The sequence below is a fragment of the Streptomyces sp. TSRI0107 genome (assembly GCF_001905845.1).
GTDB lineage: Bacteria > Actinomycetota > Actinomycetes > Streptomycetales > Streptomycetaceae > Streptomyces.
In genome coordinates, this window is sequence record NZ_LIVZ01000022.1 from 1 (window position 1) to 16912 (window position 16912).

10 protein-coding genes are annotated in these 16912 nt (G+C 70.7%); 3 read left to right on the plus strand and 7 right to left on the minus strand.

Features of this window, described 5'->3' with window-relative positions; all coding sequences use genetic code 11:
- Positions 1 to 213: 213 nt before the first annotated feature.
- The 3 genes from AMK31_RS40820 to AMK31_RS37710 all read right to left on the minus strand — a co-directional run bounded on the left by AMK31_RS40820 (position 214) and on the right by AMK31_RS37710 (position 5825).
- On the minus strand, positions 214 to 573 hold the full coding sequence (locus AMK31_RS40820; RefSeq protein WP_158074576.1) for a hypothetical protein: 360 nt from the start codon (positions 571 to 573) through the stop codon (positions 214 to 216).
- Between the two features lie 551 nt (positions 574 to 1124).
- Complete coding sequence (locus tag AMK31_RS42350) at positions 1125 to 2018, minus strand: hypothetical protein (RefSeq protein ID WP_338013071.1); 894 nt, start codon at positions 2016 to 2018, stop codon at positions 1125 to 1127.
- A 1095-nt stretch (positions 2019 to 3113) separates the two neighbouring features.
- Positions 3114 to 5825: an ATP-binding protein gene (locus AMK31_RS37710; RefSeq protein WP_143204306.1), complete on the minus strand. Its 2712-nt coding sequence runs from the start codon at positions 5823 to 5825 to the stop codon at positions 3114 to 3116.
- A 347-nt stretch (positions 5826 to 6172) separates the two neighbouring features.
- On the opposite strand from AMK31_RS37710, the gene AMK31_RS37715 reads away from it, so the two are divergent.
- From AMK31_RS37715 to AMK31_RS37725, 3 genes are read left to right on the plus strand one after another with little or no spacing between them, the layout of a single operon-like run.
- Positions 6173 to 7501 carry a hypothetical protein gene (locus tag AMK31_RS37715; RefSeq protein ID WP_241842863.1) on the plus strand — a complete coding sequence of 443 codons (1329 nt, stop codon included), beginning with the start codon at positions 6173 to 6175 and terminating at the stop codon, positions 7499 to 7501.
- Positions 7498 to 10050, plus strand: a complete 2553-nt coding sequence (locus AMK31_RS37720; RefSeq protein ID WP_073945273.1) for a ThiF family adenylyltransferase — start codon at positions 7498 to 7500, stop codon at positions 10048 to 10050. Before AMK31_RS37715 ends, AMK31_RS37720 begins: the two co-directional genes overlap by 4 nt.
- Positions 10047 to 11132, plus strand: coding sequence for a patatin-like phospholipase family protein (locus AMK31_RS37725; RefSeq protein ID WP_073945274.1), 1086 nt, complete (start codon positions 10047 to 10049; stop codon positions 11130 to 11132). The genes AMK31_RS37720 and AMK31_RS37725 overlap by 4 nt, the downstream gene beginning before the upstream one ends.
- A gap of 39 nt (positions 11133 to 11171) precedes the next feature.
- Here AMK31_RS37725 and AMK31_RS37730 read toward each other — a convergent pair whose 3' ends face one another.
- The 4 genes from AMK31_RS37730 to AMK31_RS37745 all read right to left on the minus strand — a co-directional run bounded on the left by AMK31_RS37730 (position 11172) and on the right by AMK31_RS37745 (position 16583).
- Complete coding sequence (locus tag AMK31_RS37730) at positions 11172 to 12266, minus strand: hypothetical protein (protein ID WP_143204307.1); 1095 nt, start codon at positions 12264 to 12266, stop codon at positions 11172 to 11174.
- Positions 12263 to 14485 (minus strand): DDE-type integrase/transposase/recombinase, encoded by a 2223-nt coding sequence (locus AMK31_RS37735; RefSeq protein WP_107468845.1) that lies wholly within the window; start codon positions 14483 to 14485, stop codon positions 12263 to 12265. The genes AMK31_RS37730 and AMK31_RS37735 overlap by 4 nt, the downstream gene beginning before the upstream one ends.
- 215 nt (positions 14486 to 14700) lie before the next feature.
- Positions 14701 to 15441: a hypothetical protein gene (locus AMK31_RS40270; protein WP_143204308.1), complete on the minus strand. Its 741-nt coding sequence runs from the start codon at positions 15439 to 15441 to the stop codon at positions 14701 to 14703.
- 158 nt (positions 15442 to 15599) lie between these two features.
- Positions 15600 to 16583 (minus strand): TniQ family protein, encoded by a 984-nt coding sequence (locus AMK31_RS37745; protein WP_073945277.1) that lies wholly within the window; start codon positions 16581 to 16583, stop codon positions 15600 to 15602.
- Between the last annotated feature and the right edge of the window lie 329 nt (positions 16584 to 16912).

The following is a 16912-nucleotide window of genomic DNA, read 5'->3' on the forward strand; positions in this document are numbered from 1 at the left end:
TGTGCGTTCTCATTCTTGTTGCGGTAGGGGGAATGCTCTGACCTGTGAGGCTGCAGATCGTTGAGAGAGACTTCGGTGTGCTTTCTGCGTGTGGAACGGGACCTTGAACTGCGATACCGCAGGCTTGATGAGAATCCCGCAGATGTATTGAGAATTCTGGTAGTGGCAAGGGATGTCTGCGTGCCTTCGACCGGGGGCGGGCTGGCCCGGTGATCAGCCGGCCGTGCACCTCAAGGGGGCGTCTTGCGGCCACGCGGCTCGGGCTCGTACGCCTGCTGCCCGCAGGCCACCCTGATCTGCCTCGCCGACGATGTCGATCCTGGACGGGAAACCCTGCTCCGAGATCACCGGCCGTAATCTACTGCCGATCATTTCGTTGCTGTTGCTGGACCTCGACAACACCCGGTCGACCGCGATGTCGCCTTCCGCGACGCCGTCACCGCATTCCTCACCGAGCACCGCCTGCCCGAAACCGGTCTCACATGGGTGGTGACTGTCGACGCCAACGGCTATACCGCCCGACACGATGTCGCCGCGGCCATGACTGACCGATACAAGTTGCTCAATCCGCACACTTCGCAGGACACCACTGAAATCTCCGCCTGTGGCGCCGAAAGACGCGTGTGCGGCACGAACAAGCGCTGCTGTGCCTCAGGCTGGGAGACCGGCCACCGCACCGCCCCACCCCACTACGGGCCCCGTGCTGGCCCGAAGGCCCGCCCGCAGCTGCGACGCGGTCATGCGGGCGGCGCCGGCGTACCGCTGCGAGGTCGGCCGCCAGATCAAGGACCTCTTCTTGCACAGTCGTCGGCGGTGTGGCCGCCGGGCCTCTCAAGCCGGTCCCGCCGACCGGTCGCAGTGCCGTCCCCTTCTGGCCGAGAACGGCTGACGCGGAGCGGGGCGGGCGCGGTGGTCAACGCCCCCGCGCTCCCGCTGGGGTGCGGTGGGACGATCTCGCTGTGGCAGCGTCGGACACGTCCGCACCACACCCGTCCGCCGGCCTGCCGAAGAGGGACTGCATGGTCTCCCTGCAACTGTCGATCAGCACCCGGGCGCTTACCGCGCCCACCGGGGCCGCATGCGTTCCGGCACGGTGACGACCGCCACCGCAGCGGCCGAGTCCTTCACAGACGGCTTCTTCTCAGGCCTGCTTCCTCTGCTGCGCATGTTCGGGGCCTTCGGAAGATAAAATGCACGGCGCTGTTGGAGTCCCAGTACGGCATGCCACCCTCGACGCGGTCGGGAGGAGGGAGCAGCCCGAACTTGCGGTAGACCCTCACAATGTCTGATCGAAGCCCGAAGTGCAATGCGATGTCGTCGTAGGTCCACAAGGATCCCAGGACTGCTGGACGGGAACTTCGTGGACCGGTCCCGAGGAGGACGCGGCGTGTTGAAGCGACAGGGGTGACGCCTGCTTCCAGGGTCTGTTCGGCCGTGGGGGTGTGGATGCGGTGCCAGGCGTTGCGCCAGGGGCTGAGAGCGCGTTCGTCGATGCCGCAGCCGGTCAGGAACGCCTCGTACTGCTGCTGGTTGGTGGGCAGCCGCTGCCGGTTGACGATGCGAGAAGCATTGGCGAGCGGGAGGAGGGCTACGTCGTTTCCAGCGGTACCGGCACGTCGTTGGAGGGTCCGCAGCGGCGGGGCACCGGCACGCTCGTAGGCGGCGGCGAGTGCGGCGAGGAGGTCTGCCTCGTTGCGGACGTATGCAGGCGCGGGCGCGTTGAGCTGGCGCAGGAGACCGCGTTCCTCGATCCGGGCCCGGCGCCAGAGCTCCACCGCCTTCAGGACAGCCCTCGTGGCCGCCCGGGTGTCGCTCGAGGCTAGGGCGCGGACGTACGCGATCACGTTGCCTTCGGGCGGCACAGATCCCGTGACACGGGTGGTGCGCTGGAGAGTGGAGATCGACAAGCCGGTCCGCGAGGCGAGTTCAGTCAGAGTCGGACGACCACCGCCCCAGTACAGCTCCCGGAGAAAACCGGCGAGGGCGAGCCTCTCCCGCCGGGGCGCGCGGGGGGTCACGACCGCGGCTCCTGCGTCGCGCGGGCAATGGCTGCGGTGAGCGCGCCGACGAGGCGGCCATCTGCGAACCTGAGACAAGCGGCCCCGATCGCGCCACAGCCGCCGACGAGGGCCAGTACATCACCGACAGAATGACCGCTCGCGGCCAGAGCCCCGCCGATGACGGGAAAGGCGACGACGCCCAGGACGGGAGCCGAGCCGGGACGGGAGGAACGCTTGGGCGGGGAAGGGGGGAAAGCCTGGGGCATGACAGCACTCCTGGAACTGGGCCGGCCCGCCCCCACGCGAAGCGGGCGGCTGATGGCCATAGACACGGGTCGCAATCCGCCGGATGTCGCTAGCAGTTGACGCTGCTCGACGCGGCCCGGCGAGGGCCTCAGCATGCCACGGCGCCGCCACACACTGCCTCGGCAGAATGTCCGTAATGCCCCCCGTGAGGTCGGCGGTGTTCCAGCAACCGTCGTCACTCGGTGACACTCATTCGCGGGCCCCCGGGGGCAGCCACTCGTTCGCATACGGCCTGACCAGCATCAGAGGCCACCATCTGGATGCCACCAGGCCACACTCTGTGATGTCCGTGGTCACGAGCGTTCCAGCTCCGCTTGCCCAATTGAGAAGACCACGGCCATGATGCGACCCATCGGCGCCAGCTCCCCGGAGCGGGCAGCCGCTCCTGAGCTCACGGGTCGCAATCCGCTGCGTCAGGACATCTGCAGGGCCTGTTGACGCACGCCCTGCCGCATCAGCCCGGGCACACCTGTGTGTCCGGGCCGATGCGCGTCCGGACCACCGGCCGCCACACGCCGAGACCAGCGCCCTGTTGACCGACACGCCCGGACGCCCCCTTACCGAGGCCGCACCCGGGTGCGGCGGCGGATCAGGTGCATGCCGAGGACGAACAGCAGCTGTTGCCCGGCCTGTTCGAACTGTTGCTGCAGGCTGCCGCCCCGGCAGTCGTGGTCACCTCAAGGAACCCCCGCCGGCGTCGGCTGGCGCGCGGCCGTGTGTGAGGTCTCATCGGCGCTGCGGCAGCGCTCCGGCCTTGACCTGTGGCCCAGCAGATGTGATGTGCGGCGGAGTGGGGGGAGGGGGGTGTCACGATCCAGGCGTCGGCGGGTGGACGGCGAGTCTTTCCACCACGCGCCGTTGGTGCTGGATGTCGTATGCCTGGTCGGGGGTGACCTCGTAGTGGTCAAGGGCGTCGAGTTCGGCGCGGGCGGCGGCGATGTCTCCAAGGTAGGCCAGTACAACGGCGCGCTGGGAGCGCAGTCCGACCATGTCCTCCGGCAGGTTGTAGTCGTTGGCCACCGGGATGAGCTGACGGTCGAGGAGGTCCAGGGCTGCGCGGGTCTCGCCGACTTGCATCAGGGTCTCGACAGCGTCCTGGCCCAGGTCGACGGCAGAGCGCCAGGCGGCGGTGAACAGGTACAGCTTCATGGCGGGGAACGCCGCGAGACCGTAGCCGATACCGAGTTTGCGGCACGATTTCACGAACAGGGCGTAGCAGTCGGCGAGGCGCTTGTAGTCGTCGGGACTCTCGCTGGACTCGAATGCTTGGCGCAGGGCGGTCGTGTCGCCGAAGAGGTGGGCGTTCTCGAGGTGGAGGTGGCTGCGATAGTCGTCGGCGAGTTCGGCCGCGGCGCCCCCTGCGGCCTGGTACTTGCCGGCGAAGTAGAGGCCTTGCGCGTAGGAGTAGCGCAGGGCTCGCTCGTAGGATGAGGGGGCCGGGATCGAGGCCAGCGCGGTCTCGAAGGCGGCGTGTAGGGCGTCGACGTCCTCGGCCAGCCCATACAGGAGGAGTTGCCGGGTAGCCAGCAGGACTCGTTCCCGGGGGCCGATCGTGTCACCGGTCGCGACGAGGTCTTCCATGGCGTGCACATGCCGTGCGCAGGTGTCCCAGTCGGCCTCTACGTAGGCCCAGGTGGCCAGCGCATTGTGTGCTTCCAGACGGCTGATGGTGTCGCGGTCGGCGTCGTCCGCCAGATCCGCCATCACTGCACGGAGCTCGCGGGGGTATCCGCCCTCGTAGAAGCTTTCGAGATTGGTGAGTTCGAGAAGTACGTCGGTCTGTCCGGTTTCGGCGAGCAGGCGCATCCACCGGGCCAGGCGGGCAATGCCTCGGTGGCCTTCGAGTAGGCGGCTGAGGGTGTGCGCGATGTTCTGGGCGGTCTGCGCGGGGAGGTCTTCGGCTGCCTGGGCGGCCAGGGGACGCAAGGCGTCGTGGAGGGCAGTGTGCCCGTGGGTGAAGGACTGTGTCAGACCGCGGCCGGCGAGTTCACGCACGGCCCGGGCGGTGACGGTGGGACGTGTGATGCCTGCAGCCGTAGCGAGCTGCTGGAGTTCGCCGCCGCTCAAGGGGACCTCGGCGATCGCCAGGAGGGCGGCGACAGTCCGCGCGTGTTCCGAGAGCTGCTCGAAGGTCTGATCGAGGATGAGTTCCTGGGCGGTGGGGGTGAGGTGGGTCTGCGCCTGAACGGCGTCGCAGAACGCGGCCGTATCTCCTGAGTGGACGGTACGGGTCAACAGGGCGGAATTGAGCACGTACAGGGGCAGGCCGGCCGTCATGGCGAGAACGCGCTGCGCGGTGGGGTAGTCCAGGGCGCACTCTTCGGCGGCGAATGCCGTCGCGATGGTGTCCGTGGTCCACCCCGGCAGCGACTCGGCGGTGATTCCGAGCTGTACGGCGAGGGGAATCAGCTGCGGCAGGGGTTGGCCCAGCAGCGTGATCCTGGCCGTCGGCAGGGCGCGGACTAGCAGGTGTACGTCCTCGGACGGAAGGTGGTGCATGTTGTCGACGACCACCGCGATGACCCTGTCGTCGCGGGCGAGACGGCTGTGCACTGCCCTCAGTACGTCGATGCCGGCCCCGTTCGGTAGGCCGGCGGCGTCGGACCCGCTGAGGTGGCGGGCGGCGATCTCCCGGGCCAGCGCCCCGGGAACCGCCGCGGGTGGCAACTGGGCGGCATCGAAGTAGGTGACCGGGAACGGGCAGCGGGCGGCGGCGTGCGCCGCCCAGGTGGTCTTGCCGGACCCGGAGAACCCTGTGACCAGCCGCACACGCTGCTCGCCGGTCAGTTCCGGCTCGTCGCCGTGCGGCCGGTAGACCTCGGGCGCCTCGGGGAAGGCCTGCAGTTCCTCGACGAACTGTTCGTACAGGTCAGCCAGTTCACTGGCGTGGAAGAGCTGTCCGTGGGCTCCGGTGGACGCGTACTGCATGCGCGCGGCCAGCTTCCACACCAGCGTCTGCGGGTGCAGGGATCCGAACGGGACCTGCGCGGCCTGCTCGGTGCACCAGCGCAGGAGGCCATCGAGATCCGCAGCTGCTGGCGGCAGCCACATCTCGTCCGGATGCGGATGGCCGGGCCATAGCAAAGACACGTCTGCCGGCCAGTCCGGCTGCCGAGTCATCTGCAGCAGTTCGGGGCCCGGGACGGTGTTCGTGACCACGATCAGCTTGGGCGTGCCGGTGCGCCGACCTGCCGTGTGCTCGGCGCGCAGAGCCGCGAACCGTTCGACCGACCCCTTGACGGCGCCCCACGTCAGGGTGCCCTGCCGGGTCTTGACCTGCAGATACAGGTGCCGGCCGGGAAGGGTTACCTCCACGTCCTCGTCCTTCTCCACCAGGAGCGTGCGCCCACAGGCGTCCCGAAGCCGCAGCAAGCAGCCCACGGCGTACAGGTTCTGGTAGGTGAACCCTCGATGCAGGGAAGTGATGCGTCGCAACTGGTCCGTATCGAGCGGGGCGGATGGCTCTGAGGCGGTGTCCGAGCTGGTCCCGGTGTCCCGGGGCGACTTGCTGTCCTGCACGCCGTCAGGGTACCGGCCGGCCACACGTCGAGCACGGGCCCGCCGGGGCGACGGTCGGCCGAGGGAGAGCAGGCGCCGGGCCCCTCGGCGGCAGGCGCCCGGTGCCGGTCCGCTGCCCCGGCGCGCTGGTCGGGCGCCACCGCTCGGGCCGGACGGACCCTCGCGGCGGGCCGGTCCGATGCAGGGGCCCGGCTACCTGCACAAGGCGGCCGAGGGCGCTCCGTCGTGCCACGGCATCGCGCCCCCCGGCTGGTGAAACGCCGGGTGAGAGTGCGTTGTCAGTGGGGCGTGATAGATCTGGGAGTGGCTGAACTTATGGGGTTTTCCCGCTAGTTGATTTTCATCACGTGAAGAGGCAGGACATGGTCGAGACGGAACTTCCCGAGCAGGGGGTGGTGTTCTGGCCGGTCGGCACGGGCGACTCCACCACCATCGTCCTCGGCGGTGAGCTGGTCCTGCAGGTCGATCTGCGCGACATGAAGGCCGCCGACGAGGAGAACGCGGTGGTCGCCGCGGTCATCGACCGTCTGGCAGAGACCCTCCCGTGCCCCGACCGGTTCGGCGGCGAGACCCCCTACCTGGCCGTATTCGCCCTCACCCACGCCGACTCCGACCACTGCTGCGGCTTCGGCGACCTGCTGGACAGCGACATCCTGATCGGGGAGATATGGGCCACCCCGCGGCTGTGGCGGGAGATCTCCGAGGACCAGACCATGTGCAACGACGCCCGCCTCTTCCAGGACGAGGTCGAGCGCCGTGTCGCAGCCACCCTCGAGGCCCTCGAGAACGGCGAGGAGCCCGCAAGCGGCAACCGTGTGCGCATCATCGGCTACGACGACGACCGCGACCAGCACTCCTACAGCCAACTGCCCGACAAGTACTTCACCTTCCCCGGACAGACGATCACCACGATCGACGGCACTGACCTGTCGGAGACGTTCGAGGCGTTCGTACACGCCCCGTTCAAGGGAGACTGCGCCGGCGAGCGCAACGAGACCTCCCTCGCCCTACAGATCCGCATGCACACCGGCGACGGCACGACGGGCCGGCTGCTGCTCCTGGGTGACCTCGCCTACCCCACGATCAAGAAGATCTTCGACAACAGCGAGTACTTCGGCAACACCGACCGGGTGGAGTGGGACGTGCTGCTCTCCCCGCACCACTGCTCCAAGAAAGTCATGTACGCCAAGGGCGACGACGGTGAGGAGGAGCTGAAGCAGGACATCCTCGACCAGTTCGAAACCTACGCCAGTGCGGACGCGCGGGTGATCGCAAGCTCGCGGCCGTTCCGGGACCAGGACGAGAAGGGGCACAATCCGCCCCATCTGCTGGCCCGGGACGCCTACGAGAAGGTCACCGCACTGCCAGTGTTGTGCACGGGGGAGTACCCCACCAAGGACGAGCCGCGGCCGGTGGTGTTCGCTCTGGAGCCCTTCCTGGGCTTCGAACTCGTCGACGTCAGCGAGCTGGAGAGCAAGTCTCTAGTGATGAAGGCCGCCGGCGGTGGCCGCAGGATCCTGGCCGGGCTGGGCACTGCCCGCTTCCCGGCCGCATCCTTCACCGGCACGGCCGCTCTACCCTCGCCGCGCGGAGCCGAAGCCGCCCGCAGCGCCGTCGAGCAGGCTCGCGGAGACAAAGCAGCCCCCGCTACTTCCCTCGGCTTCGGTGACGCGTGAGCGACCCCGTCTCCACGGCCGTCACGGCCGGCCAGCACCTCGCCCTTGACCAGCTCCGTCAGATTGCCGGATCGAGGCACGGAGGCGTCTTCCTCACCCATGTCGACACGGCACCCGCCCACGCCCCTGCGGGCTGCGTCGAGGCCCGCATCAGCGTGGGCTGCGCCGGCCTGCCCCGCGCCGAGAACGGGCTGCGGCTGCGCAGCGAGGAGCCCGTCACGCTGTACATCCCGCGCGATTTCCCCTTCGAAGTCCCGTGGGTGTACACCCGGCACCGCCGCTTCGCCGGGGCCCCGCATGTCGTCTGGGCCCGCTACCCGTGCCTGTACCGCTCCACGGCCACAGAATGGGACCCCGCCGACGGCATGTACGGGTTCATCACCCGCCTACTGGACTGGTTCCGGGCCGCCGCTGCAGGTGAACTGGACGCGCCCGGCGAGCCGCTGCATCCACCGCACGCCGTGGGCGACTACGCAGACGGCCTGCTCGTCGTCCGCCGCAACGCGCCCGTTGCCGAGGGCGACGGGCCGTGGCTGGGCGCGGCAATCCTGCACCGCGTCTCAGCCAGCCGAAGCGACGTGACCGGCTGGCTGCGCTTCGACGGGCCGTGGCCCGCCACCCCCGCCGAGGCCCGTGCCGCGGCCCGGCTCCCTGACGACGCCGAAGTCCTCCTCGCCCCGGCCGTGATCACCGCCGAGCATCTGACCTTCGAATACCCGGCCACCGCCCGGGCGCTCATCAAAGCCCTGGCCCCCGGCCACATCACCGCACGCATGCTCCTCGGCCTGATCGGCCTGACCGCCGTCCACAACCGCCTCCTGCACACCCCGGCCGGCCAGAGCCCAGCAGACGGCGAACCGCATCCGCCCACCCCGGTCCACCTCCTGCTCGGCACCCCCTCCAGGGGTACCACGGGCCACACCGCACGACGCACCCACCTGGTGGCATGGAACCTGCCCCACTTCGCCGACCAGCTCACCCGCCACGCCATCACTGCCTACACCGACCGTGGACTGCCCGAACTCGGCGACGAACTCATGCAGATCGGCGAAGAGTGGCTCGACACCCTGACCACCGAGTGGCTCCGCCTCGACGAGGCCCGCCCCGAAGTCACCGTCCGCCGCGACCACCACACCCCGGCGGCCTGGCTGTACGGCAAACGCATCCTCGTCCTGGGCGCCGGCGCTCTCGGCGCCCCCACCGCTGACATCTGCGCCCGTGCCGGTGCCACCCACATCACCCTCGTCGACTCCGCGAACGTCCATCCCGGCATCCAGGCCCGCCAGCCTTACACCGATGCCGACACCGGCCACCCCAAGGCCGACGTCCTCGCCGCCCGCCTCAACCAGATCGCCCCGCACACCACCCGCGTCGAACCCGTCACGGCCGACATCACCCGCGCCCTTCCCGACCTCGACGTGCACTCCTTCGACCTGATCCTGGACTGCACCGCCAACCGCGTCGTGCGGGCCTACCTCGAACGCGCCCGCCGCACCGACCCCGCACCCTGGCCCCACCTCGCCACCGTGATGATCGGCCACCAGGCCACCCGCGGCATCGCCGCGCTCTCACTTCGAGGCGCCACCGGCGGCGGTACCGACGTGCTGCGCCGCACCACCCTGGCTGCCCGCACCGACCCCACCGGTGCCCTCGCAGACCTGGCCGAGGACTTCTTCCCCACCGAACCCCGCACCGAGCTCTTCCAGCCCGAACCCGGCTGCTCGGACGCCACCTTCACCGGCTCGGCCGCCGATGTCGCCGCCCTAAGCGGACAGCTCATGACCGGCATTCTCCATGCCCTGAACACCCCCAAACGCCGGTACACCATGGCCGCCCTAGCCGTCCGCGCACCAGGCGGCCCCACCGACACCCAGCCCGCCGGACCGCGCTGGCTGACCTGGCCCAACGACACGACCATCACCGACGACGCCACCGGCTACGACGTCCGCATCGCCCCCGCCGCCCTCGCCGAGATGCGCACCGAAGCCCGACGCGGCGCCCGCGTCCGCGGACCCCGCGTCGAAACCGGCGGCATGCTCCTGGGCGCCATCGACGACTCCACCGGCATCATCTACGTCGACGAGGCCACCGGACCGCCCCCGGACTCCCTGCTGACCGACACCTACTTCCAGCACGGCCTGGACGGCGTGACCCGCCACCTCGCCGCCCGCCGACAAGCGACCGGCAACACCAGCCGCTTCCTCGGCCTGTGGCACACCCATCCCCACTCCGCAGCCCTGCCCAGTGCCACCGACCGCACGGCCATGGAACAACTCACCCTGCCCCTCGACGACGCCCCCGCCCGCGCCCTCGTCCTGATCGCCGGAGGGCCCCAGCCCGTCTGGCACACGTGGCTCACCACCGCAGACGCGCCCGACCTCTACGCCCGCCTCGCCACCCGCACCACCACAGCCACCACCACACCGGCCGCACTATCACCTGCACACCCTGCCTCCGCGATCTGGTGGCCCGGCGGCTACGCGACCTGCCCCATCACCGCCGAAGGCCTCCTGCCCACCCCGCGCCGAACGGACGACGCCCACCGATGACCCGCACCCTCGGCCTCGCCCTGTCCGGCGGAGGATCCCGCGCAGCCGCCTTCCACCTCGGCTGCCTGCGCGCCCTGCACGACCGCGACCTCCTCGATCGCATCCGTGTCGTCTCCGGCATCTCCGGCGGCTCCCTCCTTGCCGCCCTGTGGGCCTACGGCCCGCCAGATTTCAACGACTTCGATGCCCGCACCACCGATCTCCTGCGCTCCGGCATGCAAATGGACATCGCACGCCGGGCGTTCAAGCCCTCCGCAGTTACCCGCAACCTCACCGGGGCCGCCCGCGCAGGCGCCCGCCAGCTCATCACCCGCGGCACCGACGTCAGCGTCGCCCGACCCGCCAACCGCACCGACGCCCTGGCCGGCCTCCTCACGGACAAGGCCTTCGGCACCAAGACCATGGCCGACGTCACCCATCCCGGCCTCGACGTCGTCCTCACCGCCACTGACCTGGCCACCACCAACGCCGTCCGCTTCGGCAGCGCCCGCAGCGGCTGCTCCCGCTATGGCACCATCACCGAACCGATCCACATCGCCACCGCCGTGGCTGCCTCCGCCGCCTACCCCGCCCTCCTCCCGGCTCTGGAACGCACCTTCACCTTCCAGCACCGCGACGGACACCACGAGGAGCACACCGTGCTGCTCACCGACGGCGGCGTCTACGACAACCTCGGCCTGTCCGTACTCGAACCCGGCCGCTCACCGCACCACACGCAGCACGTCTACGACGTGCCATTCATCATCTCCTGCGACGCAGGACAGGGAGAACTTGCCCTCAAGGCACCGCACTTCATGTTCGGCCGTCTCAGCCGCTCCTTCGTCACCGTTCACCGCAAGGCGCAGGATTCCGCCCGGTCCCGTCTGCACGAATGGGCGGCCAGCGGGCGAATAGACGGCTTCGCCCTGGCCTACCTCGGCATGAAGGACGAACGACTTCCCGCGCCCGCCGACCTCGTTCCCCGCAGCGCGGTCGCTTCCTACCCGACCAACTTTGCGGCCATGAGCAGAAGTGACTTCGAGGCCATCACCACACGTGGCGAGCAACTCATGCGCACGGTGCTGTCGATGTCACTCCGATGAACCCGGGCCACCGCTCGCCGAGCAGCGCATACGACGTGATCACCACGTCTGGTCGTCCTGACCTGTCGTGGGCAGGTCGAGGTAGCGGGCGGCGTCGTGCAGGACGTCGCGGGTGAGGGCTTCGGTGCCGTCGAGGATGGCGATTTGGGCGGCCATGCCGATGAGCGGGGTGAGGTGTTCCATGAGGCCGTCGGTGACGCGGTAGAGCTCCTTTTCGTGTTCCAGGAGGCTGCCGGGTTTGTGGTGCCGCAGGCTCAGCCGGCCGTCGAGGGTGGCCAGGGTGCTGACCCATTCGTCGGGGTGTTCCTTGCAGCGGGGCGGCAGCCGGTTGACCCAGAGGGTGGGGACCGAGCGCTGCCGGATGGGAGCGGTCGCCTCGGTGGGCGGGCGCAGGGCGGGGAAGCGGGCGGCGCGGGCTTCGCGGAGGATGTCGCTGGAGCCGATGCCGCTCCAGAAGACGGTCAAATCCAGTTCGTCGGCGAGGTAGTCGAAGAAGTCGAACGTGGGCTGCAGGTCCTCGGACCTGAGCCGGTCGATGCCGTCGACCAGGCAGACCTCGATGCGGGCACGGCGCAGGATGTGCACGGCGGGGCCGGTGAAGTCCTTCATGCGCTGGACGGGCCGTTGTTCGGTGTCGGGCCGGTACAGGTCCCAGCCGATGAACACTGCCAGGGCCGCGGACCAGTCGGCGGGGGTGCCCTGTTCGGGAGGGGCGTTGACACAGACCACCGGGATGCGGTCGTCGTCGATGCCGTGAAGCTTCTCTCGGCGTCCCTGGTGGGCCAGCCCGATGTGGTGCAGCAGGGTGCGTTTGCCGGTGCCGCGGCAGTCGCTGTCGATGGCGATGTGCTGGCAGGGGTGGCGGCGTTCGCCGTTGAGACGCAGCAGCCGCCGTGCGGTTTTCAGCCCTGTGGCGATGTCGGTGGTTTCGACGAGGCCGAGATGGGCGTGGTAGCGCACCCGGGGATCGTCCTCGTCGGGGATAGGGTCGTCGGCCTGCGGGACCGGGGGAGGGGAGGGCTGCTGGCGCACGCGGGCGCGCCAGCCGTCCAGGGTGGTCGGTGGCCCCGGTGCCAGGACTGGTGCCGGGGCGGGAGGCGGGGTGCTTCGAGGGCCGCGTACGGAGGTTCTCACTGGCCGTCTCCTTGCCGTGCACGGTCCGGTTCCTCGCCGGGCAGGCCGCCGGGCGGGGGAGAGGCGGAGCCGCTGTCGGCCCGGCAGGTGTCCTGTGGATGCGGCCTGCCGTCGGTGTCGCCCCCGGACCCGGGGGCGCGGCCGGACGGGTGCAGGCCGGGCAGGGAGGCCAGGAAAGCCTCAAGGCTCTGACCCGCACCCCGCGCGCGCTCGGGTGTGTCGAAGAGATCCCCCGCCGGGCGGTCGAGGGAGCGGAACGGGCGGACGGAGTCCGGGTCCAGCGGCGGCATGTCGTTGTCGTAGGGCTGGGCCGGCGCCGGCAAAACCGGGCGGGGCGCCACAGTGACGCGGGGAGTCGGCTTGCTTGCTGGGGCTGTGGCCTGGGGGCCGGCAGCGGCGTCGCGCAGCAGTTGGGCGGTGGCTCGGGTGATGGCGGCCTCGTCGCGGCGGCTGCCGCCTGCCGCGAGGTGGATGTGCAGGGCCTCGGCCCAGCTCTCCTCGGTCCAGCGGTCGCGCAGCAGCCGGCGGTGGATGAAGGGCACCTCGATCCACGGGTTGGTGCCCGGTTCGGCCCGGTGGTTGAACAGCCAGGCGACCTCGGGGTGATCGGGGGAGTAGTGGACTTCCCAGCGGCCCTGCTGGGCTGTGATTCCGGAAGACCCGCGGAAGGGGTCCAGCTTGCCCTGGCCGAGGTTGTAGGTGCGGTTGTTGATCTGGAAGCCCTTGCGGCTGACCCGCACCCACACGGCCGGCAGGAGTTTGCGGTTCTCCTGCTCGGTCAGGGCAGTGGAGCGGTAGCCGCGCAGGGACACCAGCGCGGCGTACATCTGGTTGGGGGTGAGGCGCAGGCCGGGGGTGAAGGGGGAGCGGAGCGCTGCGTGGGGGGTTTGCTGCCAGTGCAGGACCACCCACTGCTCGAACAGTTCCTGCAGCTCGCTGATGGTCCACAGCGGCTGTTTGCGCACGCGTTTGCCGCGCAGGTCCAGGCGGTGGTGGGTGTAGGAGGCGAGGTGCTGGCTGAAGCCGGTCTTCACCGCGCGCATGGCGCGCTCGACGATGGCCTTGTCGGGGGCGGTGCGCAGGCGTGCCTCGCGAACCTCGATGCCCAGCGAGTGGCAGGCGCGGGCGAAATCCGCCGAGATGAACGGCGAGCCGTGGTCGACGACGAGGGTTTCCGGCTTGATGACGGGCCGGGCGGCGGCGCCGGCGAATCGGGGGTCGGCTGCCAGGAGGTCCTCAAAGGGCAGGTCGGAGCCTTCCGCGAAGGTTTCCGGCGCCCAGCCCGGCCGCGCGGGCAGCGGAGCCGTGGTCTGGGCAACGACCTGCATGGTGTCGAAGGAACGAGTGGCTCGCCCGGCGAGCCACCGTCCGCTCCCGCCGTTGCGGCCGGTCCGTTTGGGCACGATCAGGGAGCCGACGATGCTGCGGGTGGCCACGTCGATGGCGATGGTGAGCTCCACGGAGATGACCCGTGCGTCGTCGCCGAGGACGAGGACGTCCAGTCCGGTGGTGTCGATCTGCACCAGTTCCCCGGGCCAGCGGGCCCAGGTCGCCCGCCGGGCGCTGCCGGGCCGTTCTGCGGAGGTGGCAGGTCCGGCCGCGTGGCGGGCCGCTGCCTCGTGCGCGTTGTGCGCGGTGATCCCGAGGCGCTCCAGCAGCCGGTAGTACGTCGCGGTGCTGAGCACCAGTCCGCGGGCGGTCTTGGGGTCGGCCAGCAGATGCGCGTAGCGGGCCCGGACCGTCTGCTGCACCCGGCTGATCAGCCGGGAGAGGGTTCCCGGCGAGACGCCTTTGTCGCGCTCGTCGTCCAGGATCTCCCACACGATGCCGACCACGCGCGGATCGACGCGCCCGTGCGGGGCCGCGGTGCGCAGGTGCCGTTTGTCGACCAGGCCCATGAGGCCGTCCTTGCGCCAGGCCGCGCATTTTCGTTCGACAGTGGCCGCGGACACCGGCATTCCGGCCTGGGTGAGCTGGTCGGCCTTGGCCTGGTACCGCTGACGCAGGGTACGGAGCCTGGGGTCGAAGGCCGGCTTGGGCGGGGCGGTGGCGGCCACGTTCGGGGCCTGCTGGTGCAGCACTTCCTTGACGTGCCGCTCCCACAAGAGGGCGGCCTTGCGCACGTCGCCCGGCAGCGCACGGAACTCGCCGAGGCGGGCGGGCAGCGCACTGCGCGGCGCCGCCCGGTTCAGCACGGCGAAGTCGCGGGCCGAGGTCACGGCTGCCTGCAGGATGATCAGGGGCTCCGCCGGCTCTACCGGTTCGGCTGGCTCTGCAGGCTGTGCCGGCTCCGCTGGTTCTGCGGCGTCGAGGAAGAGACGCGGCCCGTGAAAGGCGGTGACCACCCAGAGGCCGCCGCGGAAGCGGATGATGTCCCCCAGCGCAAGGGTGTCAGCGGCGGCGGGCGCCACGGCGCCGGCGGCCTGCCGCGCCATCACGTGACCTCCCCCGGCCGGAGCCACGCCGTCGACGACGGGGTGAGGGGGACACTCATGTCGGTGTGCAGCCGCTGCGCCCAGATCAGGTGGTAGGCCAGATCCACCCCCGCGTACGGGGGCAGGGCGGCGGCACGCACCCCTGAGCGGATGGTCCGCGGCGAGGTGAACTGGCGCGCCAGCAACCTGTCCTGCCCGGCCGTGAGCCACCGCGGGCTGCGGGCGGCATACAGGAGCTGGAGGTTGTCCAGTTCCACCCCGGCGGGAGGCTCCATCACCCGGACCTGCCAGCTTGCTGCTGCCGCAGCCACCGCCAGCACCTCCTGCTCGCAGTGCCACCGGCCGGTCAGTTCCTCCGGCTGCACGCAGATCACCTCGCGCCGCCCCGCCCGCAGGGCGACGAACGCCGGCCGCAGACGGTGACGGCGCCCCTGACGGCTCCAGCGCAGCTCCATGGGCCCCGCGCTGCGCAGCCCGACCGCCGGGTCGCGGTCCAGGAGCATGCTGCACCTTTGCTGCCGCAGCGAACCGCAGGCCAGTAACTGTCCGGTGGCCGAGGCCCACGCGTTGGTGACGAACGACTGCCGCCCCGGGTAGGGCACGGGCCGCTCCAGCGGCGCCAGTTCCTCGAACGGCACCTCGCCGACCTCGGTCACCGGGCGCTCGCGCTGCCGCCCGAACCGGTCGAGGTAGCAGACGGCGATCTCGCATGCACGGACCGGGCCCCCTGCCACTGCCACGTCCGTCCCCCTCGGTCTCAGCGGCGGGCCGTGCCGCACGCGCCCCCGCTCCAGCATCCGGGCCACCCACACAGCGGCGCAGCCGCAACCGCCCTGACCCTCCGAACGAGGGAACGGTGCGCACGCGTGTACGGATCTCGGGTGCATCGGGCGGGGGTTCAGACGGCGGCGAAGGGATCGCTCCAGTCCCAGGGCAGGCAGCAGCAGCTCTCCAGCGAGGCCTCGCGCTCGTCGTCGCGGTGGACCAGCGCCGTCACCGGACGCCGGCGGGCGCTGCCGCCCGCGTCGCCCCCCGGCACCGGCGCACACTGCCGGTGCCGAGCGAGCCACTCCGTCACCGGGACCTGCCACCGGCCCGCCGGCAGTGCGAGCGCATCCGCCAGCCGGGACACCTCGGCCACCAGCCGGGACTCGGCCGCAGCCCAGGGCCCGCCGGGCAGGGCAGCGCGCTGCTGCTCGTAGCGCAGCAGCGCCCGGGCCACTTCCAGCGCCTCCGGATACACCAGCAGCCATGCCGTCTCGATGTCCCCGGGCTGCAGCCCGGCCCGGCCCGCCCGTTCCACCCAGCAACGAGTAAGCGGGGTGCGGCGCCACCACCATCCGGTCACGGCGAAAGCGTCCGCGACCACAACCGCCCCGGCCGGCCCGAACCGCCGCTCGAGCCGGCCCCGTCTGCGGTGCGCATCCACGGCTTCCGGCAGCCGCGCCAGATCGACTCCTCCCGCCCCGGCCTGCCGCACGTGCGTGAACCGGTCGTGCCGCTCGCAGATCCTCCACCGCTGCGGCCACACCAGCCACACCTCACCCCCGGTTGCGCCCCGGGCCGCCGCGCACAGTCCGCAGGCCGGCACCAGACAGTGGGGCAGCGGTTGCCACGGCCACTCCCACCGCGCCTGATCGCCCGGCAGAAGGTGGGATTCCCGCAGGTGCGGCAGGGCCCACCGCAGCCGCGGGGACGGCACGCCGAGCATCTGCGCGAGCCGGTCCGCCGCCGCACGGCTGAAGAACACCTCCGCCAGATGCGGCCGCAGGGCCTGCTGCCGAGCCGGCCCCTCACCCAGCTCGGCGAGCAGGAAACCGACGTCCACCCCCTGCGCCCCGGCCACCCGCCACAAGAACGAGCAGTTCGACTCATCGGCCACAAAACGAACCGGCCGCTGCGCCAGGCTCCCCGCCCGCACCGCACTCCCCAACGTCCCGCCCCCTAACGCTGGGCCCGGCAGCCGCCCGGTCACGGCACCGCGTGCTCCCACCGCACCGACCGCGTCCGGTCTCGTCGCCCGCCCGCCCGCCCGGCCGTCCGTCCGGCGATGCCGCGCGGCCGTCCCGGCGAGGAAGCCGCCGAGGCCTGTGAGCAGCTCTCTACCACGGGGGCACTCCTGCACGCCCGGACGATTCACTCCCAGGAGTGAGCGGGGTCCATTGACCGTCCAGTACCGCGAAGTTGGCTCGCATCCTGCCCCTTGAAGCC